Source organism: Mycobacterium sp. NGS67 (genome assembly GCF_059812185.1).
Genome location: NZ_JCALCF010000012.1, coordinates 51763 through 70770 on the forward strand (window position 1 = coordinate 51763; position 19008 = coordinate 70770).

General features: G+C 67.4%; 16 protein-coding genes and 2 riboswitches. Of the genes, 5 read left to right on the top strand and 11 right to left on the bottom strand.

Translation table 11 applies throughout. The features are described from left to right. Positions 1–27 precede the first annotated feature (27 nt). From esxG to AC5Y4D_RS13565, 3 genes are all read right to left on the bottom strand, one after another. Positions 28–321, bottom strand: a complete 294-nt coding sequence (gene esxG, locus AC5Y4D_RS13555; RefSeq protein WP_499943959.1) for a type VII secretion system protein EsxG — start codon at positions 319–321, stop codon at positions 28–30. 33 nt (positions 322–354) lie between these two features. Next, positions 355–663, bottom strand: a complete 309-nt coding sequence (locus AC5Y4D_RS13560) for a PE family protein (RefSeq protein WP_499943961.1) — start codon at positions 661–663, stop codon at positions 355–357. Between the two features lie 61 nt (positions 664–724). Continuing rightward, entirely contained in the window at positions 725–2380 is a 1656-nt protein-coding gene (locus tag AC5Y4D_RS13565) for a PPE domain-containing protein (protein ID WP_500037396.1), read from the bottom strand. A gap of 119 nt (positions 2381–2499) precedes the next feature. After that, a riboswitch (cobalamin riboswitch) is annotated at positions 2500–2752 on the bottom strand. 78 nt (positions 2753–2830) lie between these two features. Between AC5Y4D_RS13565 and AC5Y4D_RS13570 the strand changes: the two genes are divergently transcribed. Together AC5Y4D_RS13570 and AC5Y4D_RS13575 are read left to right on the top strand one after the other, a co-directional pair. Further along, positions 2831–4309, top strand: coding sequence for a cobyric acid synthase (locus AC5Y4D_RS13570; protein WP_500037397.1), 1479 nt, complete (start codon positions 2831–2833; stop codon positions 4307–4309). A 39-nt stretch (positions 4310–4348) separates the two neighbouring features. Continuing rightward, positions 4349–6082 (top strand): DUF3556 domain-containing protein, encoded by a 1734-nt coding sequence (locus AC5Y4D_RS13575; protein WP_500037398.1) that lies wholly within the window; start codon positions 4349–4351, stop codon positions 6080–6082. A 96-nt stretch (positions 6083–6178) separates the two neighbouring features. On the opposite strand, the gene metE is transcribed toward AC5Y4D_RS13575, so the two are convergent. The 8 genes from metE to AC5Y4D_RS13615 all read right to left on the bottom strand — a co-directional run bounded on the left by metE (position 6179) and on the right by AC5Y4D_RS13615 (position 15050). Beyond that, positions 6179–8449 carry a 5-methyltetrahydropteroyltriglutamate--homocysteine S-methyltransferase gene (metE, locus tag AC5Y4D_RS13580; protein ID WP_499944807.1) on the bottom strand — a complete coding sequence of 757 codons (2271 nt, stop codon included), beginning with the start codon at positions 8447–8449 and terminating at the stop codon, positions 6179–6181. Positions 8450–8596: 147 nt separating this feature from the next. Continuing rightward, positions 8597–8844, bottom strand: a riboswitch (cobalamin riboswitch). 64 nt (positions 8845–8908) lie between these two features. Then, on the bottom strand, positions 8909–9565 hold the full coding sequence (locus tag AC5Y4D_RS13585; RefSeq protein ID WP_499944808.1) for an SDR family oxidoreductase: 657 nt from the start codon (positions 9563–9565) through the stop codon (positions 8909–8911). Between the two features lie 29 nt (positions 9566–9594). After that, complete coding sequence (locus tag AC5Y4D_RS13590) at positions 9595–10857, bottom strand: TetR/AcrR family transcriptional regulator (RefSeq protein ID WP_499944809.1); 1263 nt, start codon at positions 10855–10857, stop codon at positions 9595–9597. 156 nt (positions 10858–11013) lie between these two features. Continuing rightward, positions 11014–11661 (bottom strand): nitroreductase family protein, encoded by a 648-nt coding sequence (locus AC5Y4D_RS13595; RefSeq protein ID WP_499944810.1) that lies wholly within the window; start codon positions 11659–11661, stop codon positions 11014–11016. 2 nt (positions 11662–11663) lie between these two features. Beyond that, on the bottom strand, positions 11664–12596 hold the full coding sequence (locus tag AC5Y4D_RS13600; protein ID WP_499944811.1) for an SDR family NAD(P)-dependent oxidoreductase: 933 nt from the start codon (positions 12594–12596) through the stop codon (positions 11664–11666). After that, the gene (locus tag AC5Y4D_RS13605; RefSeq protein ID WP_499989736.1) at positions 12593–13690 is read right to left on the bottom strand and encodes an acyl-CoA dehydrogenase family protein; all 1098 of its coding nucleotides are present in this window, start codon (positions 13688–13690) and stop codon (positions 12593–12595) included. The genes AC5Y4D_RS13600 and AC5Y4D_RS13605 overlap by 4 nt, the downstream gene beginning before the upstream one ends. Next, positions 13687–14823, bottom strand: coding sequence for an acyl-CoA dehydrogenase family protein (locus AC5Y4D_RS13610; protein ID WP_499941372.1), 1137 nt, complete (start codon positions 14821–14823; stop codon positions 13687–13689). Before AC5Y4D_RS13610 ends, AC5Y4D_RS13605 begins: the two co-directional genes overlap by 4 nt. A 71-nt stretch (positions 14824–14894) precedes the next feature. Beyond that, complete coding sequence (locus AC5Y4D_RS13615; RefSeq protein ID WP_499941370.1) at positions 14895–15050, bottom strand: hypothetical protein; 156 nt, start codon at positions 15048–15050, stop codon at positions 14895–14897. A 125-nt stretch (positions 15051–15175) separates the two neighbouring features. On the opposite strand from AC5Y4D_RS13615, the gene AC5Y4D_RS13620 reads away from it, so the two are divergent. From AC5Y4D_RS13620 to AC5Y4D_RS13630, 3 genes are all read left to right on the top strand, one after another. Next, positions 15176–16834, top strand: coding sequence for a nitric oxide reductase activation protein NorD (locus AC5Y4D_RS13620; RefSeq protein WP_499941426.1), 1659 nt, complete (start codon positions 15176–15178; stop codon positions 16832–16834). 118 nt (positions 16835–16952) lie between these two features. After that, entirely contained in the window at positions 16953–17804 is an 852-nt protein-coding gene (locus tag AC5Y4D_RS13625) for a CbbQ/NirQ/NorQ/GpvN family protein (RefSeq protein ID WP_499941368.1), read from the top strand. A 90-nt stretch (positions 17805–17894) separates the two neighbouring features. Next, positions 17895–19007, top strand: coding sequence for an ABC transporter substrate-binding protein (locus AC5Y4D_RS13630; RefSeq protein WP_499941366.1), 1113 nt, complete (start codon positions 17895–17897; stop codon positions 19005–19007). The last annotated feature ends 1 nt before the right edge of the window (position 19008 follow it).

Genomic DNA, 19008 nt, shown 5'->3' on the forward strand with positions numbered 1-19008 from the left:
CAGAAACCCTTTCTCGTCTGAGCCGGCTCAGAAACCGGTGTAGGTCGACGCGGCCGCGGCATCGGCGGCCACATAGGTACCGGCCGCCTCGCCCAGGTTGGCCTGGGCGATATCGAGCAACGTGTTCACCCGTGCCGCGACCTCCACGAACCGGGCGTGCGCGGCCTGAAACGCCGCCGCGGACTCCCCCTGGTGAAACGCCTGCGCCGACATCGCGGCCTGCTCGGCCTGACCGATCGTGTGCCGCATCAACCCCGCCTTGGCGCCGAACGCCGACTGCGAGGACACCAACTGCGGTATGTGCGCGTCCAACAGACTCATGACTCTCCCTCTCGATTCGAATTCCGGTTCCGGCTAGCCGCCGGCAATCCCATAGGTCGCAGCGGCCGCCGCGTCACCGGCGAGGTAACTGGCGCCGGCCGTGCCGACACCGACGCCGGCACGACCCAGCTCTTCGACACCCTGGGCCGCCACCGCGGCGTGCTCCTGACCCTGCGCACTGAACCCGGCGGCGGTCTGCAACGACACCGGGTCCGCCGCCGGCGGCACCACCGCGGTGATCAACGGCGCCGCGGCGGCGTGCGCGGCGGCCAGACGCGCCGTCAGCGCCTCCACCGCGGCGCTGGCGCCGGCCAATCCTTCAGGAACCACTCGCAACGTCATGACGCCCACCCCTCCGCTCAATTTCTCCAATTATCGGGGGATACATCCCCTTTGCGTGCGCTTACGGCAGTTTGCTTCCGATTCCTTTGTCGGCCTCCCAGATGCTGGGCATCAGCTGGACAGCCGTTCCCTCACCCCCGTGCGTCACCAACCCTACGGCTTCGGCGCCGCGTTTGGGGCCGACGCCGGCAAATCCCAGCGTCCCCGCGCCCTTCTCGGAAACACCCACGGTGCTGAACGCGTCGTCATCCAAGTCGGCGTACTCGTAACCGCGCCCGAGCATTTCGGCTTTCGAGCGCCGCCGCTTGGGTGCAGGCGTGAGCTCCTCCGGCGCCGGGGCGGGCGCCGGGATCTCGGCACTGTCGGGTTCGGCCGCCGGCTTCCGGGCGCGACCGCTGGCCACCCGCTTGGCCGTCGAACCCAGGTCGCCTACCAGGTAGTCGAACGCATTCAGGTGCGCACCCACCCCAGTGCCGGTCGTCGTCGGCGGCGCGGCGGTCGGTGGCGGCGTTCCCGGCGTCGGGGCCGACGCGGTCACCTCGACGGGCGACGGTGCCGGGCTCGGCGTGGAAGGCGAAGGGCTCGCCGCGAGCGCGGCCAGCGCGGGTGCGCCAGGTACACCGGTCACCGGCGGCGCAGGCACCGCCGCCAGCGCCAGCAGCCCTTTGACGCCGATCGGCGCCAGCACCGCACCGGCGGCCAGCGGCACCAACGGGGTGGTCAGCAACGGCACCAATGTCAACGTCAGCGCGAGAGTGCTTTCCAGCGTCGTCTTGAGCAATGCGATGGTGTCGGTGATCACCGTGCCGAAGATCTCGACGGTGACGAACATGATGGTGAAGCCGATGGTCAACGGGTTGCCCGAAGCGAACGCGGCAGCGAGATCGAGTGCGACAAAAGAGAACATCTGCGACAGCAGGACCACATAGGTGCCGATGTCCATCGGGTAGCCGATGGCGAACGCGATGTTGAGCGGACTGAAATAGGTCAGCGGATTACCCAGGATGATGAGGTAGGGATTGAAACCCCCGAACATCTCCTGGAAGAACGGGATGGTGGTCGTCGAATCGATGAACGGCTGAATGACGTTGTCGTAGAACGACGTATACATCTGCCACGCCCACTGCTGGAACTGCTGCAGCGGATCCGCCGCCGCTTCCGCGGTGGCCGGAGTCTCGGATTTCAGGACCTGCGGGGCCGGTCCGGAAGGCGGTATGCCTGCCAGCGCCGCGGCGGAGACGGCCTCGTAGGTGCCCATCACGGTCGCGGCTTGGATCCACATCCGCGCGTAGTCGGCTTCGTTGAGCGCGATCGGGATGGTGTTGATGCCGAAGAAATTGGTCGCCGTCAGCACGCCGTGCGCGACGTGGTTGGCAGCCAGTTCGACCAGAGTCGGCATCGTCGCCAGGGCCGACGCATAGGCCGCGACCGCGGCTTCCTGGCGGGCCGCGAACGTAGCGGAATCTGCCGAGGCTTGCCGCAGCCACGCGAGATACGGCACGTGAGCGGCTGCGTACGCTGCCGCGGTCGGACCTGCCCAGGCGCCGGCCTGGACACCGCCGAGCAGGGCGGAAAACTCGTCGGCGACCTCGGCGTAGGTGACGCTCAGCGAAGTCCATTCGGCCGCGGACGCCTCCAGTGGGCCTGGCCCGGGGCCACTGCTCAGCAGCGCCGAATGCAGTTCCGGCGGCGAAGCCAGCCAGATCGGGGCGGTCATCGACGTTCCTTCGGTGCGGCGGGATGCCCGCCGCCATCCTCGGAACGTCCAGTCCCGGAACAATTGCGTTCCAGCAAAGACCGTCCGCCCACTCCACGAGGCGCCGGGCGCCGGACACGACGCGTCCGGCGCAGCTGGCAGGTCTTCGGACTCACAGGCACACACCGACTGATCGATGTACCTACTGGCCGTCGCTTCCCAGCCCGGACTGTGGGCCAGTGCGCTTGACGGCGGTCGTTCCTGCATACCGCTGCGGGACAGTCCCGGATTCCCACCGGGTTCCCTCTCGGAGCGAACCTGAAATAGCGTTCGGCCCCTCGACGCCGGCGACGGTCACGATGTCACCAGCAAACCAGCTGCGGGCTCAAGGTTACTCGACACCGCCGCCTTCGGACCAGTGGTCAAGCAGTGGTCAGGAGCACATTCGGTGACAGTGGCATGCTCGTGCTGATGTCAGGTCTGCTGGTGGCGGGTACGACGAGTGACGCCGGAAAAAGCACCGTCACCGCGGGATTGTGCCGCGCGTTGGCCCGACGCGGGGTGCGGGTGGCGCCGTTCAAGGCGCAGAACATGTCCAACAACTCGATGGTCTGCACCGGCCCGGACGGTGCGGGTGCGGAGATCGGCCGGGCGCAATGGGTGCAGGCCCTGGCGGCGCGGGTCCCGCCCGAGCCGGCGATGAACCCCGTCCTGCTCAAACCGGGTAGCGATCACCGCAGCCACGCGGTGTTGCTGGGGCAGCCCTGGGGTGCGCTGGAGTCGTCGGACTGGTTGCAAGGACGGCGCGCGCTGGCCGAGGCGGCGCACCGGGCCTTCGACGACCTCGCCGGCCGCTACGACGTAGTCATCGCCGAAGGCGCCGGCAGTCCGGCCGAAATCAACTTGCGCGCAGGCGATTACGTCAACATGGGGCTGGCCCGGCACGCGGGGCTGCCGACCCTCGTGGTCGGCGACATCGACCGAGGCGGCGTGTTCGCGGCGTTCCTGGGCACCGTCGCGCTGCTGTCCGTCCAGGACCAGGCGCTGGTCGCGGGGTTCGTGGTGAACAAGTTCCGCGGCGACCTCGACCTGCTCGCGCCGGGGCTGCGGGATCTGGAACGGGTCACCGGGCGCAGGGTGTACGGCACCGTGCCGTGGCATCCCGACCTGTGGCTGGACTCCGAGGACGCACTCGACCTGGCGGGACGACGCGCGTCGGGTCCGGCGGCGTGCCGCGTGGCCGTCGTGCGACTACCCCGGATCAGCAACTTCACCGACGTGGACGCGCTGGGCCTGGAGCCCGGATTGGACATCGTGTTCGTCTCCGACGGCCGTGCCCTGGGCGATGCGGACCTGATCGTGCTGCCGGGCACCCGCTCGACGGTTGCCGATCTGGCGTGGCTGCGGGACAGGGGCCTGGACCGGGCGGTGTCAGCGCACGCGGCGGCGGGTAAGCCCGTGCTCGGCATCTGCGGTGGTTTCCAGATGCTGGGCCGGGTGATCCGCGACCCGGACGGCGTCGAAGGTCCACCGGCAACCGAGGTCGCGGGGCTGGGTCTGCTCGACGTGGAGACCACGTTCGACGCCCGCAAAGTGCTGCGACGGCCGCAAGGCGAGGCGCTGGGCGTGGCCGCGTCCGGATACGAGATTCACCACGGCAGGATCACCCGCGGCGCGGATGTGGCGGAGTTCCTCGGCGGTGCGCGTGACGCACAGGTGTTCGGCACGATGTGGCACGGCGCCCTGGAAGACGACCACCTGCGCGCGGCGTTCCTGCGCGAAACGCTGGGCCTCGACCCGTCGGGCACCTGCTTCTCGGCCGCCCGCGAGCGCCGTCTCGACCTGCTCGGCGATCTCGTCGAACGCCACCTCGACGTCGACGCCGTCCTCGGACTCGCCCGGCACGGCTGCCCGCCGGAACTGCCCTTCCTCCCGCCGGGAGCGCCGTGAGGTCCCGCAGCGCTAGAACACGTTCTAATGTGTCAAACCATGGGATTTCTCAAGCCCCAACTTCCGGAAGTCGACTTCGCCGAATGGAGCAAGGGCACCCGTAGCGAGCGGATCCGCCCGATGGCCCGGCACTGGGCCGAGGTCGGCTTCGGCACGCCGGTGGTGCTGCACCTGTTCTACGTGGTCAAGATCCTGCTCTATATCTTGGTCGGCTGGCTGATCGTGTTGAGCACCAAAGGAATTGACGGGTTCACCAATGTCCGCGCCTGGTACGCCGAACCCATCGTCTTCGAGAAGATCGTGCTGTACACGATGCTGTTCGAGGTGGTCGGGTTGGGCTGCGGCTTCGGGCCGCTGAACAACCGGTTCTTCCCGCCGCTGGGCTCGATCCTGTACTGGCTGCGGTTCGGCACCATCCGCCTGCCACCGTGGCCGGATCGCGTTCCGCTGACTTTCGGCACCAAACGCAAGCCGCTGGACGTCGCGCTGTACGCGCTGCTGCTGCTGTTGTTGGTCACCGCGTTGTTCACCGACGGCAGTGGGCCGATGCCGGAGGTGGGCAGCAAGGTCGGGCTGCTGCCGACATGGCAGATCGTGGCGATCCTGCTGGTGCTGGGCGCGTGCGGGTTGCGCGACAAGGTGATCTTCCTGGCCGCCCGCGGCGAGGTCTACGGGTCGCTGACGGTGACCTTCCTGTTCGGCGGTATCGACATGATCGTCGCCGGCAAACTGGTGTTCCTGGTGATCTGGATGGGCGCGGCCACGTCCAAGCTCAACAAGCACTTCCCGTTCGTCATCTCCACGATGATGTCCAACAACCCGCTGATCCGGACCCGTTGGCTCAAGCGGCGGTTCTTCGAGAAGTTTCCCGACGACCTGCGGCCCGGACGTTTGTCGCGCATGTTGGCCCACGCCAGCACGTTCATCGAGATGTTCGTGCCGGTGGCGCTGTTCTTCGCCGAGGGAGGCTGGCAACTCAAAGTCGCCGCCATCGCCATGGTGATCTTCCACTTGGGGATCCTGTCCGCGATCCCGATGGGTGTCCCGCTGGAGTGGAACGTCTTCATGATCTTCGGGGTGCTGACGCTGTTCGTCGGCCATCCCACGCTCGGTCTCGATGATGTCAGACACCCTGTCCCGGTGGCGCTTCTGTTCACCGCGTTGGTGGGCACCGTGATCGCGGGCAACCTGTTCCCGCGCAAGATCTCCTTCCTGCCCGGGATGCGGTACTACGCGGGGAACTGGGACACCACGCTGTGGTGCATCAAACCCTCGGCGAGCGAAAAGATTTCGCGCGGCATCGTCGCGATCGCCAGCATGCCGCAGGCTCAGCTGGAGCGGTTCTACGGCAGTCCGGAGGCCGCGCAGATCCCCATCTACATGGGATATGCGTTCCGCGGCTTCAACACGCACGGCCGCGCGCTGTTCACCTTGGCGCACCGCGCGATGGCCGGGCAGAACGAGGAGGACTACGTCATCACCGACGGGGAACGGATCTGCAGCACCGCGATCGGCTGGAACTTCGGCGACGGCCACATGCACAACGAGCAGCTGATCCAGGCGATGCAGCGACGCTGCCAGTTCGAGCCCGGCGAGGTGCGGGTGGTGCTGCTCGACGCGCAGCCGATCCACCGGCAGACCCAGCGTTATCGGTTATACGACGCTGCCACAGGCGAATTCGAGCGCGGCTACGTCCGGGTCGCCGACATGGTGACCCGCCAGCCCTGGGCCGACGACGTGCCGGTCCAGGTGCTATCCGAGTCGCCCGAGTAGCGCGAGTCGCCCGAGTCGCCCGAGTAGCGCGAGCAGACGCAGAATCGCATGTTTCGCCCCGGCGGAACGCGATTCTGCGTCTGCTCGCGCAAGGAACTAGAGCCCCGCGCGGACCTGTTTGGCGGCGGCCACCATGTGCTCCAGCGACGCGGTCACCTCGTCCACATTGCGGGTCTTGAGCCCGCAGTCAGGATTGACCCAAAGGCGCCGCGAGGGAACGGCTTTCAGCGCCTCCCGCAACGACTCGGCCAGCTCCGAAGTGCTCGGCACCCGCGGTGAATGGATGTCGTAGACCCCCGGCCCTACGCTGTTGGAGAAGCCGATCGCGTTGAGATCGTCGAGCACCTCCATGTGTGAGCGGGCCGCTTCGATCGAGGTGACGTCGGCGTCCAGGTCGGCGATCGCGCCGATCACTTCGCCGAACTCCGAATAGCACAGGTGGGTGTGAATCTGGGTCGAGTCGGCGACACCGGAGGTGGCCAACCGGAAAGCTCCCACCGCCCACGTCAGATACTCGTCCTGCTCGGCGCGGCGCAACGGCAGCAGCTCCCGCAGCGCCGGCTCGTCGACCTGGATCACCGCGATCCCGGCCGACTGCAGGTCCACCGTCTCGTCCCGAATCGCCAGTGCCACTTGGTTTGCGGTGTCGGCCAGCGGCTGGTCGTCACGGACGAACGACCACGCCAGGATGGTCACCGGACCGGTCAGCATCCCCTTCACCGGCTTGTCGGTCAGCGACTGCGCATAGCTGATCCAGTCGACCGTCATCGGCTGCGGCCGGGACACGTCGCCGTAGAGGATAGGCGGACGGACACACCGGCTGCCGTAGGACTGCACCCAGCCGTTCTGGGTGGCGAAAAAGCCGTCCAGTTGCTCGGCGAAGTACTGCACCATGTCGTTGCGCTCGGGCTCCCCGTGTACCAGCACATCGAGCCCGAGTTGCTCCTGCAGCTTGACGACGTCGGCGATCTCGGCCTTCATCCGGCGCTCGTATTCGTCCTGGTCGATCTCGCCGGCGCGCAACGCCGCCCGGGCGACCCTGATCGCCGAAGTCTGCGGGTAGGAGCCGATCGTCGTGGTGGGCAGGGCCGGCAGATGCAGCCGCGCCTCCTGGCTGGCGCGACGCTCGGCCGGGTCACCGCGATGCGCGCCGGAGGCCACGATCGAATCGATCCGGGCCCGGACCTCGGCGTTGTGCAGCCGCGGATCGCGCTTGCGGTCGGCCACCGCGGCGTTGGATGCCGCGATTTCGTCGGCGACCGTCTCGCGCCCGTCGCGCAGCGCGCGGGCCAACACGACCACTTCATCCACTTTCTCGCGGCCGAAAGCCAGCCAGCTGCGCAGGTTCTCGTCCAGCCCGGTCTCCGGTTTGAGCGAGTACGGCACGTGCATGGTCGAGCACGACGTCGAAACCGCCACTGCCGCAGCCGAATTGCGCAAAGTCGTCAACTTGCCCAGCGCCGCTTCCAGGTCGGTGCGCCAGATGTTGCGTCCGTCCACGACACCGGCCACCACCGTCTTGCCGGCCAGATCCGGAACGGCCGCGACCGCTGTGCCCGCACCGGCGACCAGGTCGATACCGATCGCCTCAACCTGGGTGCGGGCCAGGCCCGCCAGGGCGGCACCCGGGTCGCCGAAATAGGTGGCGACATGAATGGCGGGTCGATTGCTTGCCGCGCACAACGCGGTGTAGACGGCCTCGGCCAGCGCGGGTGCGTCGGGGGAGATATCGGTGACCAGGGCGGGCTCGTCGAGTTGGACCCACCGAGCACCGCCGTCGGCGATCAGCGACAGCAGCTCGGTGTAGACCGGCAGCAATTCCTCGAGGCGCTCGATCGGTGCGCCGCCGCCGTCCACGGACTTGGCCAGCAGCAGGAACGTCACCGGCCCGATGACCACGGGACGGGCGGGAATCCCCAGGGCCTGAGCCTCTTTGAGCTCCGAGAGCACCTTGTCGGGGTTCAGCGCGAACCGGGTGGACGGCCCGATCTCGGGAACCAGGTAGTGGTAGTTGGTGTCGAACCACTTCGTCATCTCCAACGGCGAGATCTCGTCATTGCCGCGCGCCGCGGCGAAGTAGCGGTCAAGTTCGTCGGGAACGTCACCTACCCGTGGCGGCAGGGCCCCGAGCAGTACCGCGGTGTCGAGCATCTGGTCGTAGTAGGAGAAGGTATTCACGGGCACCGAGTCCAGGCCGGCTGCGGCCAGGTCCGACCAGGTGTCGCGGCGCAGCGAGGCGGCGACGGACTCCAGGTCGGCTCGGCTGGTACGTCCGGCCCAGTAGCCTTCGGTCGCGCGTTTGAGTTCGCGGCGCGGACCGATGCGGGGGCAGCCGGTGATGGTGGCGGTGAATGGTGTGGCGTTCACGAGCGGGTTCGTCCTTCGATCGACGGAGTGGACACCGCCCGCGGACGCGCAGCCGTCCGTTGGGCGTGTCGGACTGTCGTCAGTCGCATACACCTCAACGGGTGCGGCCAAACGCCCATTCCACGAGGCGATGAACCGCCGGACGCGGCGCGCCCGGCACAGCTGGCAGGTCTTCGGACTCGCAGGCGCGCACCGAGGTGGTGCTCCTAGTGACCGTCGCTTCCCAGCCCCCACGTTCGGGACCAGTGCTTGTCGAAAACGGCGTTCGTTCCTGCATACCGCTGCGGGACAGTCCCGGATTCCCACCGGGTTCCCTCTCGCGGGGCAAAAGTCGCCCCGCTCGATGCCGGCGTCACATGGTGCGACGACAACAGACCAGCTGCACGGTAGATGTTACTAGGCATGTCTGCGCCTCGTGTCGCTGCGCGGTCTCGAGTCGATACAACAGCCCGTAGAGCGTTAGCTCGACTCCCCGGCCGCGGTCAGTGCGTCCGCGATGGGCACATCGCCGTTGTTGAATTCGATGGTGCGGCCGACGGTCGAGTCGTCCGGCAACACGGCCGCCGCCACCAGCGCGACATCTTCGCGGGAAACCGCGCCCTTCGCTTCGCCCACCGCAATCCGGCCGGTCGCCGGGTCCAGCGTGAGCCGGCCCGGCCCCAGCACGGTCCAGTCGAGAGCACTGGCACGTAGGTGTTCATCGGCGGCCGCCTTGGCTTCTGCGTAGGCGAAGAACGAATCATCGGCGGGCACACCGTGATCGGGGCCGGCGCCGAAATACGACACCATCACGAACCGCGGCACGCCGGCCTGGCTGGCCGCATCGATCACCCGGATGGCGGCGTCGCGGTCCACCGCGTAGGTTCGCGCCGGGTCGCCGCCACCGGCCCCGGCCGAGAAGACGACGGCGTCGTGTCCGGACAGCAGGTCGGCCAGCGCGTCGGTGTCGAGACGCTCGATGTCGGCGACGGCAGGCTTCGCGCCGGTCGCAGCGACGTCGTCGGTGTGGTCGGGATTGCGGAATACCGAGGTCACGGCGTCGCCGCGGTCACTCAAGATGCGGGCCAGGTGTAGGGCGACTTTGCCGTGGCCGCCGATCACGATGATGTTCGCCATGATTCGACGCTACAGCTCGGAACGGATCGTCACTTGCCGCGAACGGCGACACCGCGCAGGACGGTGTCGCGGGCCAGGATGAGCGAGGCCCGGGTGCCGATGTCGCGCAGGATGTTCTCCGGAATCCACTGCATGCCGATGACGCAGCGGGCCAGCATCGTGGTCGACGGCGAGTCGATAGCGATCTCGCCGGACCGAGTCCCTTCGGAGAGCAGCGATTTCATCTGACGCAACCGCGTCGTGTACGACCAGCCCGGGTTCACCGCATCCCGGGGCGGGGACTGGCGCATCCAGGCGAGCTGGATCCGGAACTCGTCGGAAAACTGGTCCAGCGCATTGACGTTGACCCAACTCAGCGCGTCCAGCTTCGCCACGGGACTCGCCTGGGCGCGCAGCACGGCGATCCACCCGGCCTCCACCTTCTGGCCGAACGACCGCATGATCGACGCCAGCAGTTCGTCCTTGGACCCGATGACGCGATAGACGGTTCCGGTGCCCAGTCCGGCCGCGGCGGCGATGTCGCGGACGGTGGTGACTTCGTATCCCTTGCGGCCGAACTCCGTTCGTGCGACCGCACGCAGTTGGGCGGCCTTGTCACGGGGGTCGGCTTCGCTGTCGTCGGCCCACGTGTCGATGACGTCGCTGGCCGCGGTGAAAGCCGTCGAGCGGTCCAGCGGACCATCGTCAGGAGGACGAGATGCCAAGCCCTGCAATATTATCCGGCACAGCAGCGCTGCGACCTGATCGGCGGAGGAATTGTGCCGCATGACGTCGAGGCCGACCTGCAGCATGGTCTGGCAGATCCGGTCGGCCAACGTGGGAAGATCGACGTCGGCATTGATGTCGCCGCTCCACCTGGCGGCCCGCAGGGTCTGCAGCATCGCCTCCTGGATCGCGACCGGCCGCTGCCGCGTCAGCTTCATCAGCTCGGGGTCCGCGCTCGGGCCCTCGTAGAACGACATCTGCAGCGCGGCGCGGTGCCGCACAGCGCAGTTGGCGATCGCCTGGCCCAATTCGACGATCTTCCCGGCGGCGGGTCGCGAGTCGGCCTCGTCCAATTTCGTTTGGGCGCTTTGCCCGATGCGTTCCAGGTCGGCCTGATAGCGGCGGATCAATTCGACCAGGATCGCTTCTTTCGATTCGAAATGGTGGTACAGGCTGCCGGGAAGGATCCCTGCCGCATCGGCGATCTCCTGCAACGAAGTTCGCAGTCCGGAGGAGGCGATCAGGGACGCGGCGGTTTCGAGGATCTCGGCGCGGCGGGTACCGGTTTCGATGGCGCTGTCAGTCATGGCCCGCTGAACGGCGCTTCGAACGACCGGGCGGATCGCAGTGCGGAAACCATCGGAAATCCGTCCTCCTGCCGAACCAAATCTTTGTTAGAGGTTATCAGATTGGCTGCGGCAAACGCGCTGCTGAGCGACCTGCTCCGCATCGACGACCCCATCCTAGATGGGTGGGCCGGTCCAGTGGTCCAGCGCGACCACGTGCTCGACGGACGCCCGCGGAGCCGGCCGAAATGTGTGTCCGGCGCGCAGCCGGCCCACGGGCAGCAGGCAGCCCTGGACGTAGTCCGGGGGGATGCCGAGCAGTTCGGCCACGGCGGCCTCGTGATGCAGGTGCAGGGTGGTGATACAGGTGCCGTAGCCGCGGGTGTGCAAGGCCAGCTGAAAGTTCCACACGGCCGGGAAGATCGAGCCGTACAGCGTGGCCAGATGGAACGACTCGTCGCCCTCGATGCGAGGCAAATACGGCTGATAGCAGGGGATGACCAGCACCGGCACCCGCGACATGTTCTCGACCAACCACTCCGTCGACGACATCAACCGGCTCTCCGGGGTGCCGGCCGGCAGGAACCCGGCGAGCAATTGACCGCCTACCCGGCGCAGATACGCCTCGCGGTAGAGCCGCGCGATCTGCTCGCGCAACTGTGGGTCGGTGATCACCAACCATCGCCAGTTCTGTTGATTGGAACCGTTGGCCGCCTGCAGCCCGATCTGCAGACAGTCGCGGATCTCGGCTGGCTCGACCGGCGCGTCCAGATCGAGCGACTTGCGGGCCGACCGGGTGGCGTTCAGCAGGTAGGGGATGTCCATGATCAGCCGGTGCCGACGCCCAGTTGTGCGGCCACGCCGAACACTTCCTCGAAGATCGAGCCGGGCACGGTGAAGGGCTCGGTCGCCGAGATCTCGGACAGATGAGCCAGCACGTCGTCCGCAGTGGGCTCGCTGCCGGATTCGGCGAACCAGCCCTGGCCCAGACCCACAAAGACCCGGGCGAAACGTCCCGCGCAGGCCGAATAGTTGTGGTGGGTGAACCCGCAGTCGCGGCTAGCCAGGAATGCGACGATCGGCACCACCAGCTCGGGCTTGATCGCACTGAGGAAACCGATCTCTTCCAGCACCTTCGGGTCACCGACGGTTTCGGTCACCATGCGCGAAAACCCGAACGGCAGTACGGTATTGGACTGGATGCCGTGTTCGGAGCCCTCGATCGCGATGACGTTAGAAAGCCCCACCAGCCCGGATTTGGCCGCGGCGTAGTGGGCTTCCAGCGGCTGCCCGAACATGCCGGCCGAGGAGGAGACGAACACGAACCGGCCGTACTTCTGCGCTTTCATCAACCGGTAGGCGGGCTGACTCAGATAGAACCCGCCGTCGAGGTGCACGGTGAGCATGCGACGCCAATCGTCGGTGGACAGTTCGTCGAAGGCAACGCTGCCGAAGATGCCGGCGTTGCTCACCACCGCGTCGAGCCGGCCGAAATTCTCTACGGCAGCCGCCACGATCGCCTCGCCGCCTTCGGCGCTGGCCACCGAGTGATGCGAGGCCACCGCTGTTCCGCCGGCCGCCTTGATCTCGGCGACGACCTCGTCGGCGACGGTGGTATCGGAGCCTTCGCCGTGCATGGTTCCGCCGAGGTCGTTGACGACGACGGCGGCGCCCCGGCGAGCCAACTCCAGCGCGTACAAGCGGCCCAGGCCGCGGCCGGCTCCGGTGACGATCGCCACCTGGCCGGTGAAGTCGATCATCTGGCCTCCTTCTTGGATAGGAGCTTCCCGATTTCGGTGAGATAGCGGTCGGGTGCGCCGTTGAACGCGCTCCAACTCAGCAATCTCTTGAGGTAGAGGTGCGCGTCGTGTTCCCAGGTGAAACCGATGCCGCCGAAAACCTGGATTGCGGTGTCACCGACGGTGGCCAACCGCCCGGCGAATGCCTTGGCCCGCAGTGCCGCCGCGTGCCGCTCGGGCGGGCATGCGTCGGCCGCCCACAGAGCGTGGATCACCCCGCTGCGGGCCAACTCGACCGTCTCGTACATGTCGACACACAAGTGCTGCACAGCCTGGAACGACCCGATCGGTTGACCGAATTGCCTTCGCGTCTTGGCGTATTCGACGGCCATGTCCAGCACCGCCTGCGCGGCCCCGAGAGCGTCGGCGGCCATCGCGATGAGTACGTCATCCTCGACTGCGGCGACGGCATAAGGCTCCAGCGTGCCCAGCCGTCGTGCCTCGGCGTCGCGCAATTCGACCCGAAATTGCTTGCGCGTCTGGTCGATACCGCGTTCGGGCGTCACCACGACACCGGGATCGCCGGTGTCGATGGCGAAAACCCCGATGCCGTCGTCGTTTTCGGCCAGGATCAGCAGCACGTCGGCCGCGCCCGCGTCCGGGATGGCCACGGGTGGTGAGCAGACGCAAAAGCCCCCATTTCGGGACGAAATGAGGGGCTTTTGCGTCTGCTCGCGCAAAAAGGCGACGCTGGCAACGGTGGTGCCGTTGGCGATCCCGGTGAGGATCGGCCCGGCAGCGTCACCGCCGAGGCGGTCCAGGAGGCGGGCGGCCGCGACGGCGGTGGACAGCCAGGGGCCGGGGTGCAGCGCGGCGCCGAGTTCTTCGGCGACGATGCCGGCCTCGACCATCCCCAGGCCGGCGCCGCCGTATCGATCGGGCACCAGCAGGCCGGTCGCCCCGAGGCCGGCCAGTCCGCGCCACACCACGTCCGTCAGGCCGGACGGATCGTCGAGCAACGGACGCACGTGCTCCGAAATCGAGGCCCGCTCAGCGAGAAACCGTCGCACCGTGTCGCGCAGGGCGAGCTGCTCTTCGGTCAGTTCCAGGTTCATTTGCGCGGCAGCCCCAGCACTCGCTGTGCGGTGATGTTCTTGTTGATCTGACTGGTGCCTCCGGCGATGGTCAAGGACCGCGACGACAACCGGTAGTCGGCCCAGTGCCCCTGCGTGCCCAGCACGTCGAACGCCAGCGCGGCCAGGTCCTGGCCGATCTCGCCCCACACGGTCTTGGCCAGGCTGGCCGACCCGAGCGGGTCGCCGCCGTGCAACGTCGCCGAAATGGCGCGCTGACACAACACTTCCAGATACTTGATGCGCACACTGAGCTCGCCCAGTCGGCGCAGCACCACCGGGTCCTCAAGCGCGCCGTCCACGGCCGTCAAGTCGGCCACGAGTTCGTCCAGCCGCACGTGCATTTCGGCGTACAACCGTGCGGCCCCGGCACGCTCGTGACTCAACGTGGTGGTGGCGACCTGCCACCCCGCATTGAGCGGACCGAGCAGCGCATCGGCCGGTATCCGCACCTCGTTGAAGAACACCTCGGCGAAATCCGTGTCGCCGTTCAGGGTCGCCAGGGGGCGGGCCTCGATGCCGGGCAGGCTCATGTCCACGATCAGGCAGGAGATGCCCTGGTGTTTCGGGGCTTCCGGGTCGGTTCGGACATACAGTTGGCACCAGTTCGCCTTGTGGCCCAACGAAGTCCAGATTTTCTGCCCGGTGACCACGAAGTGTTCGCCGTCGCGCACCGCCCGAGTGCGTAGTGCGGCCAGATCGGATCCGGCCTCGGGTTCCGACATGCCCTGGCACCAGATGTCGTCGGCGCGCATCATCCGCGGCAGCAGCGTCGTCTTCTGCTCTTCGGTGCCGTACTGCATGATCGCGGGGGCGATGTTGTTCATCCCGATCACGTTCAGCGGCAACGGGGCTCGCTGGCGCGTGGTTTCTTCGGTGTAGACCAGTTGTTCGAGCACCGTGGCACCGCGACCGCCGTATTCGGTGGGCCAGGAGACCGCGCCCCAGCCCGCATCCGCAGCGGTTGCGTCCCACGCGCGCAGCTTCTCGAACACCGCGTCGTCACGGCCCGACGGCCTTCGCGCGGCCCGGAGTTCATCGGTCAGATTGGTCGACAGCCAGGCGCGCAACTCATCGCGGAAGCGCTCCACTTCCACCGGGTATGAGAAGTCCACGTTTGTTATTCGACCTCGGGCAATTGTCTGCGACCAAGCCGCACTCTACGTTGGAACAGATATTTGGTCAATCAGCGCGACGCCGTCAACGGCCGGTGGTAAGAGGGGCCGTCGGTGCCGTGCCGTGCCGTACGCGTCCCGGCCACCGGGGACCGCATGCAGTCGTGGGTCTCCGCGCGGTCGGTCCGGCGCCGGATCTGTTCTCGCAGTTCGCTGTCCGTGGTCATGCACCGGATCCTCTCGGTTGACTGCAATCGGACCGGACTCTACGGTGGAACAGATATTTGGTCAACGAAGGAGGGGCGTGGTCGGCGACACCCCTGATCACCAGGGCCACCACCAGGGTCTGGGCATGCTTGCTTCCGCGCTGGCCGGGCGGCCGATGGCGGTTGCCGCACTGCAGCCCGGTGAAGCACCGTGGACCGACGGCCAGACGATCTATCTCGATCCGTCCGGCGGCCGGCGCTACCAGCGCGAGGCGGTCGCGGTGCAGGCCTCGCTGATCGCAGCCGGCAGCCTCGAACCCGACGTGGTGCGTCCGCTGGTCCGGCACCGCAAGCTGGCCGGTCGCTACCTGGCGATCGAAGCGCACCGCGCGCTGTGCGCCAACCGGGACCTGTTGCCGAATCCGTTGGTGTCGTTGGGCAACCGCGACATCGCCGCCCTCAGCGACTCACCGATGGCGTCGCTGCGAATCGCCGAGGGGCGGACCGCAATCGACGATCCGGGCCCGGCCTTCGGCGTGATTCGCGCGGCCAAGGTGCTGGCCGCCAACACCCGGCGGGCAGAGCAACAGGATCAAGCGGACCCCAAGCATGTGCCGCGGGACCGCAAGGCTCAGGAGCCGGACCGGCTCGAGGAACTGGACGATGACGAGATCGACGATTCCGACGATCCGGATATGTTCACCAGCCCGGTGGGCGGGGGTGGGTTCATCGGCAAATGGCTCAAGAAGATGCTGTCGTCGGCGCGCAAGACCGGTAGTGGCGGCGGTCCGCCCGGCGCGGACACACCGACGCACCGCACCAACTCCGGAAAGCGTGGTGCGCATGCGGTGTCGTCGCTGGCGTCGACGTCCAGCGAGGAAGACCGGATCCACGATGCGCAAGCCGACGGCGCGCGGTACCCGGAATGGGACGCGGGGAACAAGCGCTACCGCCCCGGATGGTGCACCGTGCGCGAGATCCAACCGAAGATCAAACCGTCGGCCACCCAGGCCATCGACGACGCGATCGGCGTGCGGCGCCCGCTGTCCCGGCTGGGCATGGGGTTGCACCGGCGCCACCGCCAACCCCAAGGCGACGACATCGACATCGACGCCGCGGTGGAAGCCCGGGTAGAGGTGCGGTCGGGTTCGGCGCCCGACGAGGCGGTGTATCTGGACAGCCTGCGACGCAGGCGCGACCTTTCGGTGCTGCTGCTGCTCGACGTTTCCGGGTCGACGGCCGAACCGGGCACGGCCGGGCGCACGGTGCACGAACAACAGCGCGCGGCGGTCGCCAACCTGGCCGTCGCGTTGCACGACCTGGGGGACCGGGTGGCGCTGTACGCGTATTACTCGCAGGGCCGGGGCGCGGTGAGCATGGTGCCCGTCAAACGGTTCGACGACCATTTCGACACCCGGATCATGCGCCGCCTCAACAGCTTGGAGCCCGGGGCGTATTCGCGGCTGGGGGCGGCGGTCCGGCACGGTTCGACCGTCCTGGAGGCGCGCGGCGGCACGGCCCGGCGGTTGTTGGTGGTGCTGTCCGACGGGTTGGCCTACGACCACGGGTACGAACGTGCTTACGGGGCCGCGGACGCGCGCCGTGCGCTGTCCGAAGCCCGCCGCCGCGGTACCGGATGCGTGTGCCTGACCATCGGCGCGGGGACCGACGTGGAGTCGCTGCGTCGCGTCTTCGGCAGGACCGCGCACGCGACCATCGGCCGCCCGGACCAACTCGCCGGCGTGATCGGTCCGCTGTTCCGGTCCGCGTTGCGCTCGGCTGAGGTGCGTCGGCGGGTTTCCTAATCGCATGGAGCAGAACGGAGTTCGTGAGTCTCCCGGGCCGCTGGGGACACCCCGGCTGTCCGCTTGAAACAAACATCTGTTCCGGCTAAGCTCAAGCCACGGTGGCGGAAAGGAAGACATGTCAAACGAGTCCGGACTCGCTTACCGAAACGGCGCGACCCCCGAGGTGGATGACTTGCGGCCCTACTATCAAGCGGTCGGCCGCGAGGAGGCCGTCTTCAAGGCGGCCTACCGGCAAGGCCTGGCGCTGGTCCTCAAGGGGCCGACGGGCTGCGGCAAGACGCGGTTCGTCGAGGCCATGGCGCACGACCTGGGTAGGCCGCTGATCACCGTCGCCTGCCACGACGACCTGACCACCGCGGACCTCGTCGGCCGGTATCTGCTGCGTGGTGACGAGACGGTGTGGGTGGACGGTCCGCTGACCCGCGCGGTGCGCGAAGGCGCGATCTGCTATCTGGACGAGGTGGTGGAAGCCCGGCAGGACACCACCGTGGTGCTGCATCCGCTCGCCGATCACCGGCGACAGTTGCCCATCGAGCGGCTCGGTGAAACCCTGGACGCGGCACCCGGATTCGGCCTGGTGGTGTCCTACAACCCCGGCTATCAGAGTGTGCTCAAAGACCTCAAGGACTCGACGCGCCAACGCATGGTGGCCATCGAATTCGACTTTCCCACACCGGAAGTCGAAGAGAGAATTATCGCGCACGAGGCCGGGGTGGATGCCGGCACGGCGGCCGATCTGGTGCGTTTCGGGCAGGCTATCCGTCGGTTGGAGACCGGCGGCCTGCGCGAGGTCGCCTCGACGCGGGTGCTGATCGCGGCGGGCCGGCTGGTCGCCGAGGGTCTGACCATGTCGGAGGCGGCACTGGCGGCGATCGCCGGACCGCTCACCGACGACGTGGCGGTGGGGCGGGCGCTGGCCGAGATGATCGAGGTCTATCTGGGCGACACGGACCAATCCCGCAATTGACGCTACAAACCGCCCGGACTAGGGTCTGAACAAATATTAGGTTTTAACACGAGTACGTGCCGCCGCATTCGCGGCCGTCCGGGAGGCCAGATGTCCTACGAAAGCACCGCTGAGCCGATCAAGGTCGGCTATCTGATGGACTTCAAGCTGCCGCCCGGGTTTCCGGAAGAGCTGTTCGCCTCGTTCACCCGGACGTTCGAGCTCGTCTTCGAAGAGGCGCTGCAGCAGGGGTTGATGGACCGGCCCGTGCAGATGATCTATCGCGAGGTGGAAGGTCTGCCCAAAGGGTCGGTCAAGGCCGTGATCGACGCGTATGGCGAACTGGTCGACGAGGGCTGCCTGGTGGTCTTCGGCCCCAATATCACCGACAACTGTGTGCCGCTGCGTGAGGCCATCGAGGAACGCTTCAAGGTGCCTGCGATCAGCGTGACCGGCACCGACGACTGGCTGGGCGAGTGGACCTTTGCGTTCCCGCAGGGATCCATGACCGACGAGCCGATCTTTTTGGCCGACCTCATCGCCAAACGAGAACTCACCGAGATCGGGGTCCTGGTCGAGCGGAGCCTGATCGGTGAGAGCTATCTGAAGAACCTGCGAAGTGCCTGTGGGCGCAAGGGAATTCGGATTGTCGCCGAAGTGTCGATCGCCCAGACGGCTCAGGACATCAACGCTGCCGTGCAGACGCTGCACGAGGCGAAGGCCGAGGCGATCGTGCACCTGGGCTTCGGCTTCGGAATCGTCTTCGTCAACCCCGCACTCGAGGGGCTCGGCTGGGACCCGCCGCGCTTCAGCACCACCGCGTGGCAGAACGCCTGGGTCAACCCGATCATGTGGAACGCGTTCATGGGTTGGATCGGGGTCGACCAGTACGACGAGGCGAACCAGGTAGGGCAGGACTTCCTCGACGCCTACGCGCAGAAGTACAACGGCAGCCGTCCCGAGTATTGCGTGACCGTGGTGAACCGCGACGTCGCCGCGACGCTGGTGCGGGCGTTCACCGACGCCCACCCGCTCAGCCCGCGTGGCGTGAAGGAGGCGCTGGAGCGGGTGAAGATGCTGCCCGCGGCGTCGGGGGCACCCGGCACCCGGGTGTCGTTGGGCAAGTGGACCCGCCGTGCCTGGATGGGTGCCGGGTATCTGGTGGCGCGGACCCTGGACGCCGACGGCGTCAACTCCCACCTGGTGGACCGCTTCGGAGAGTGAG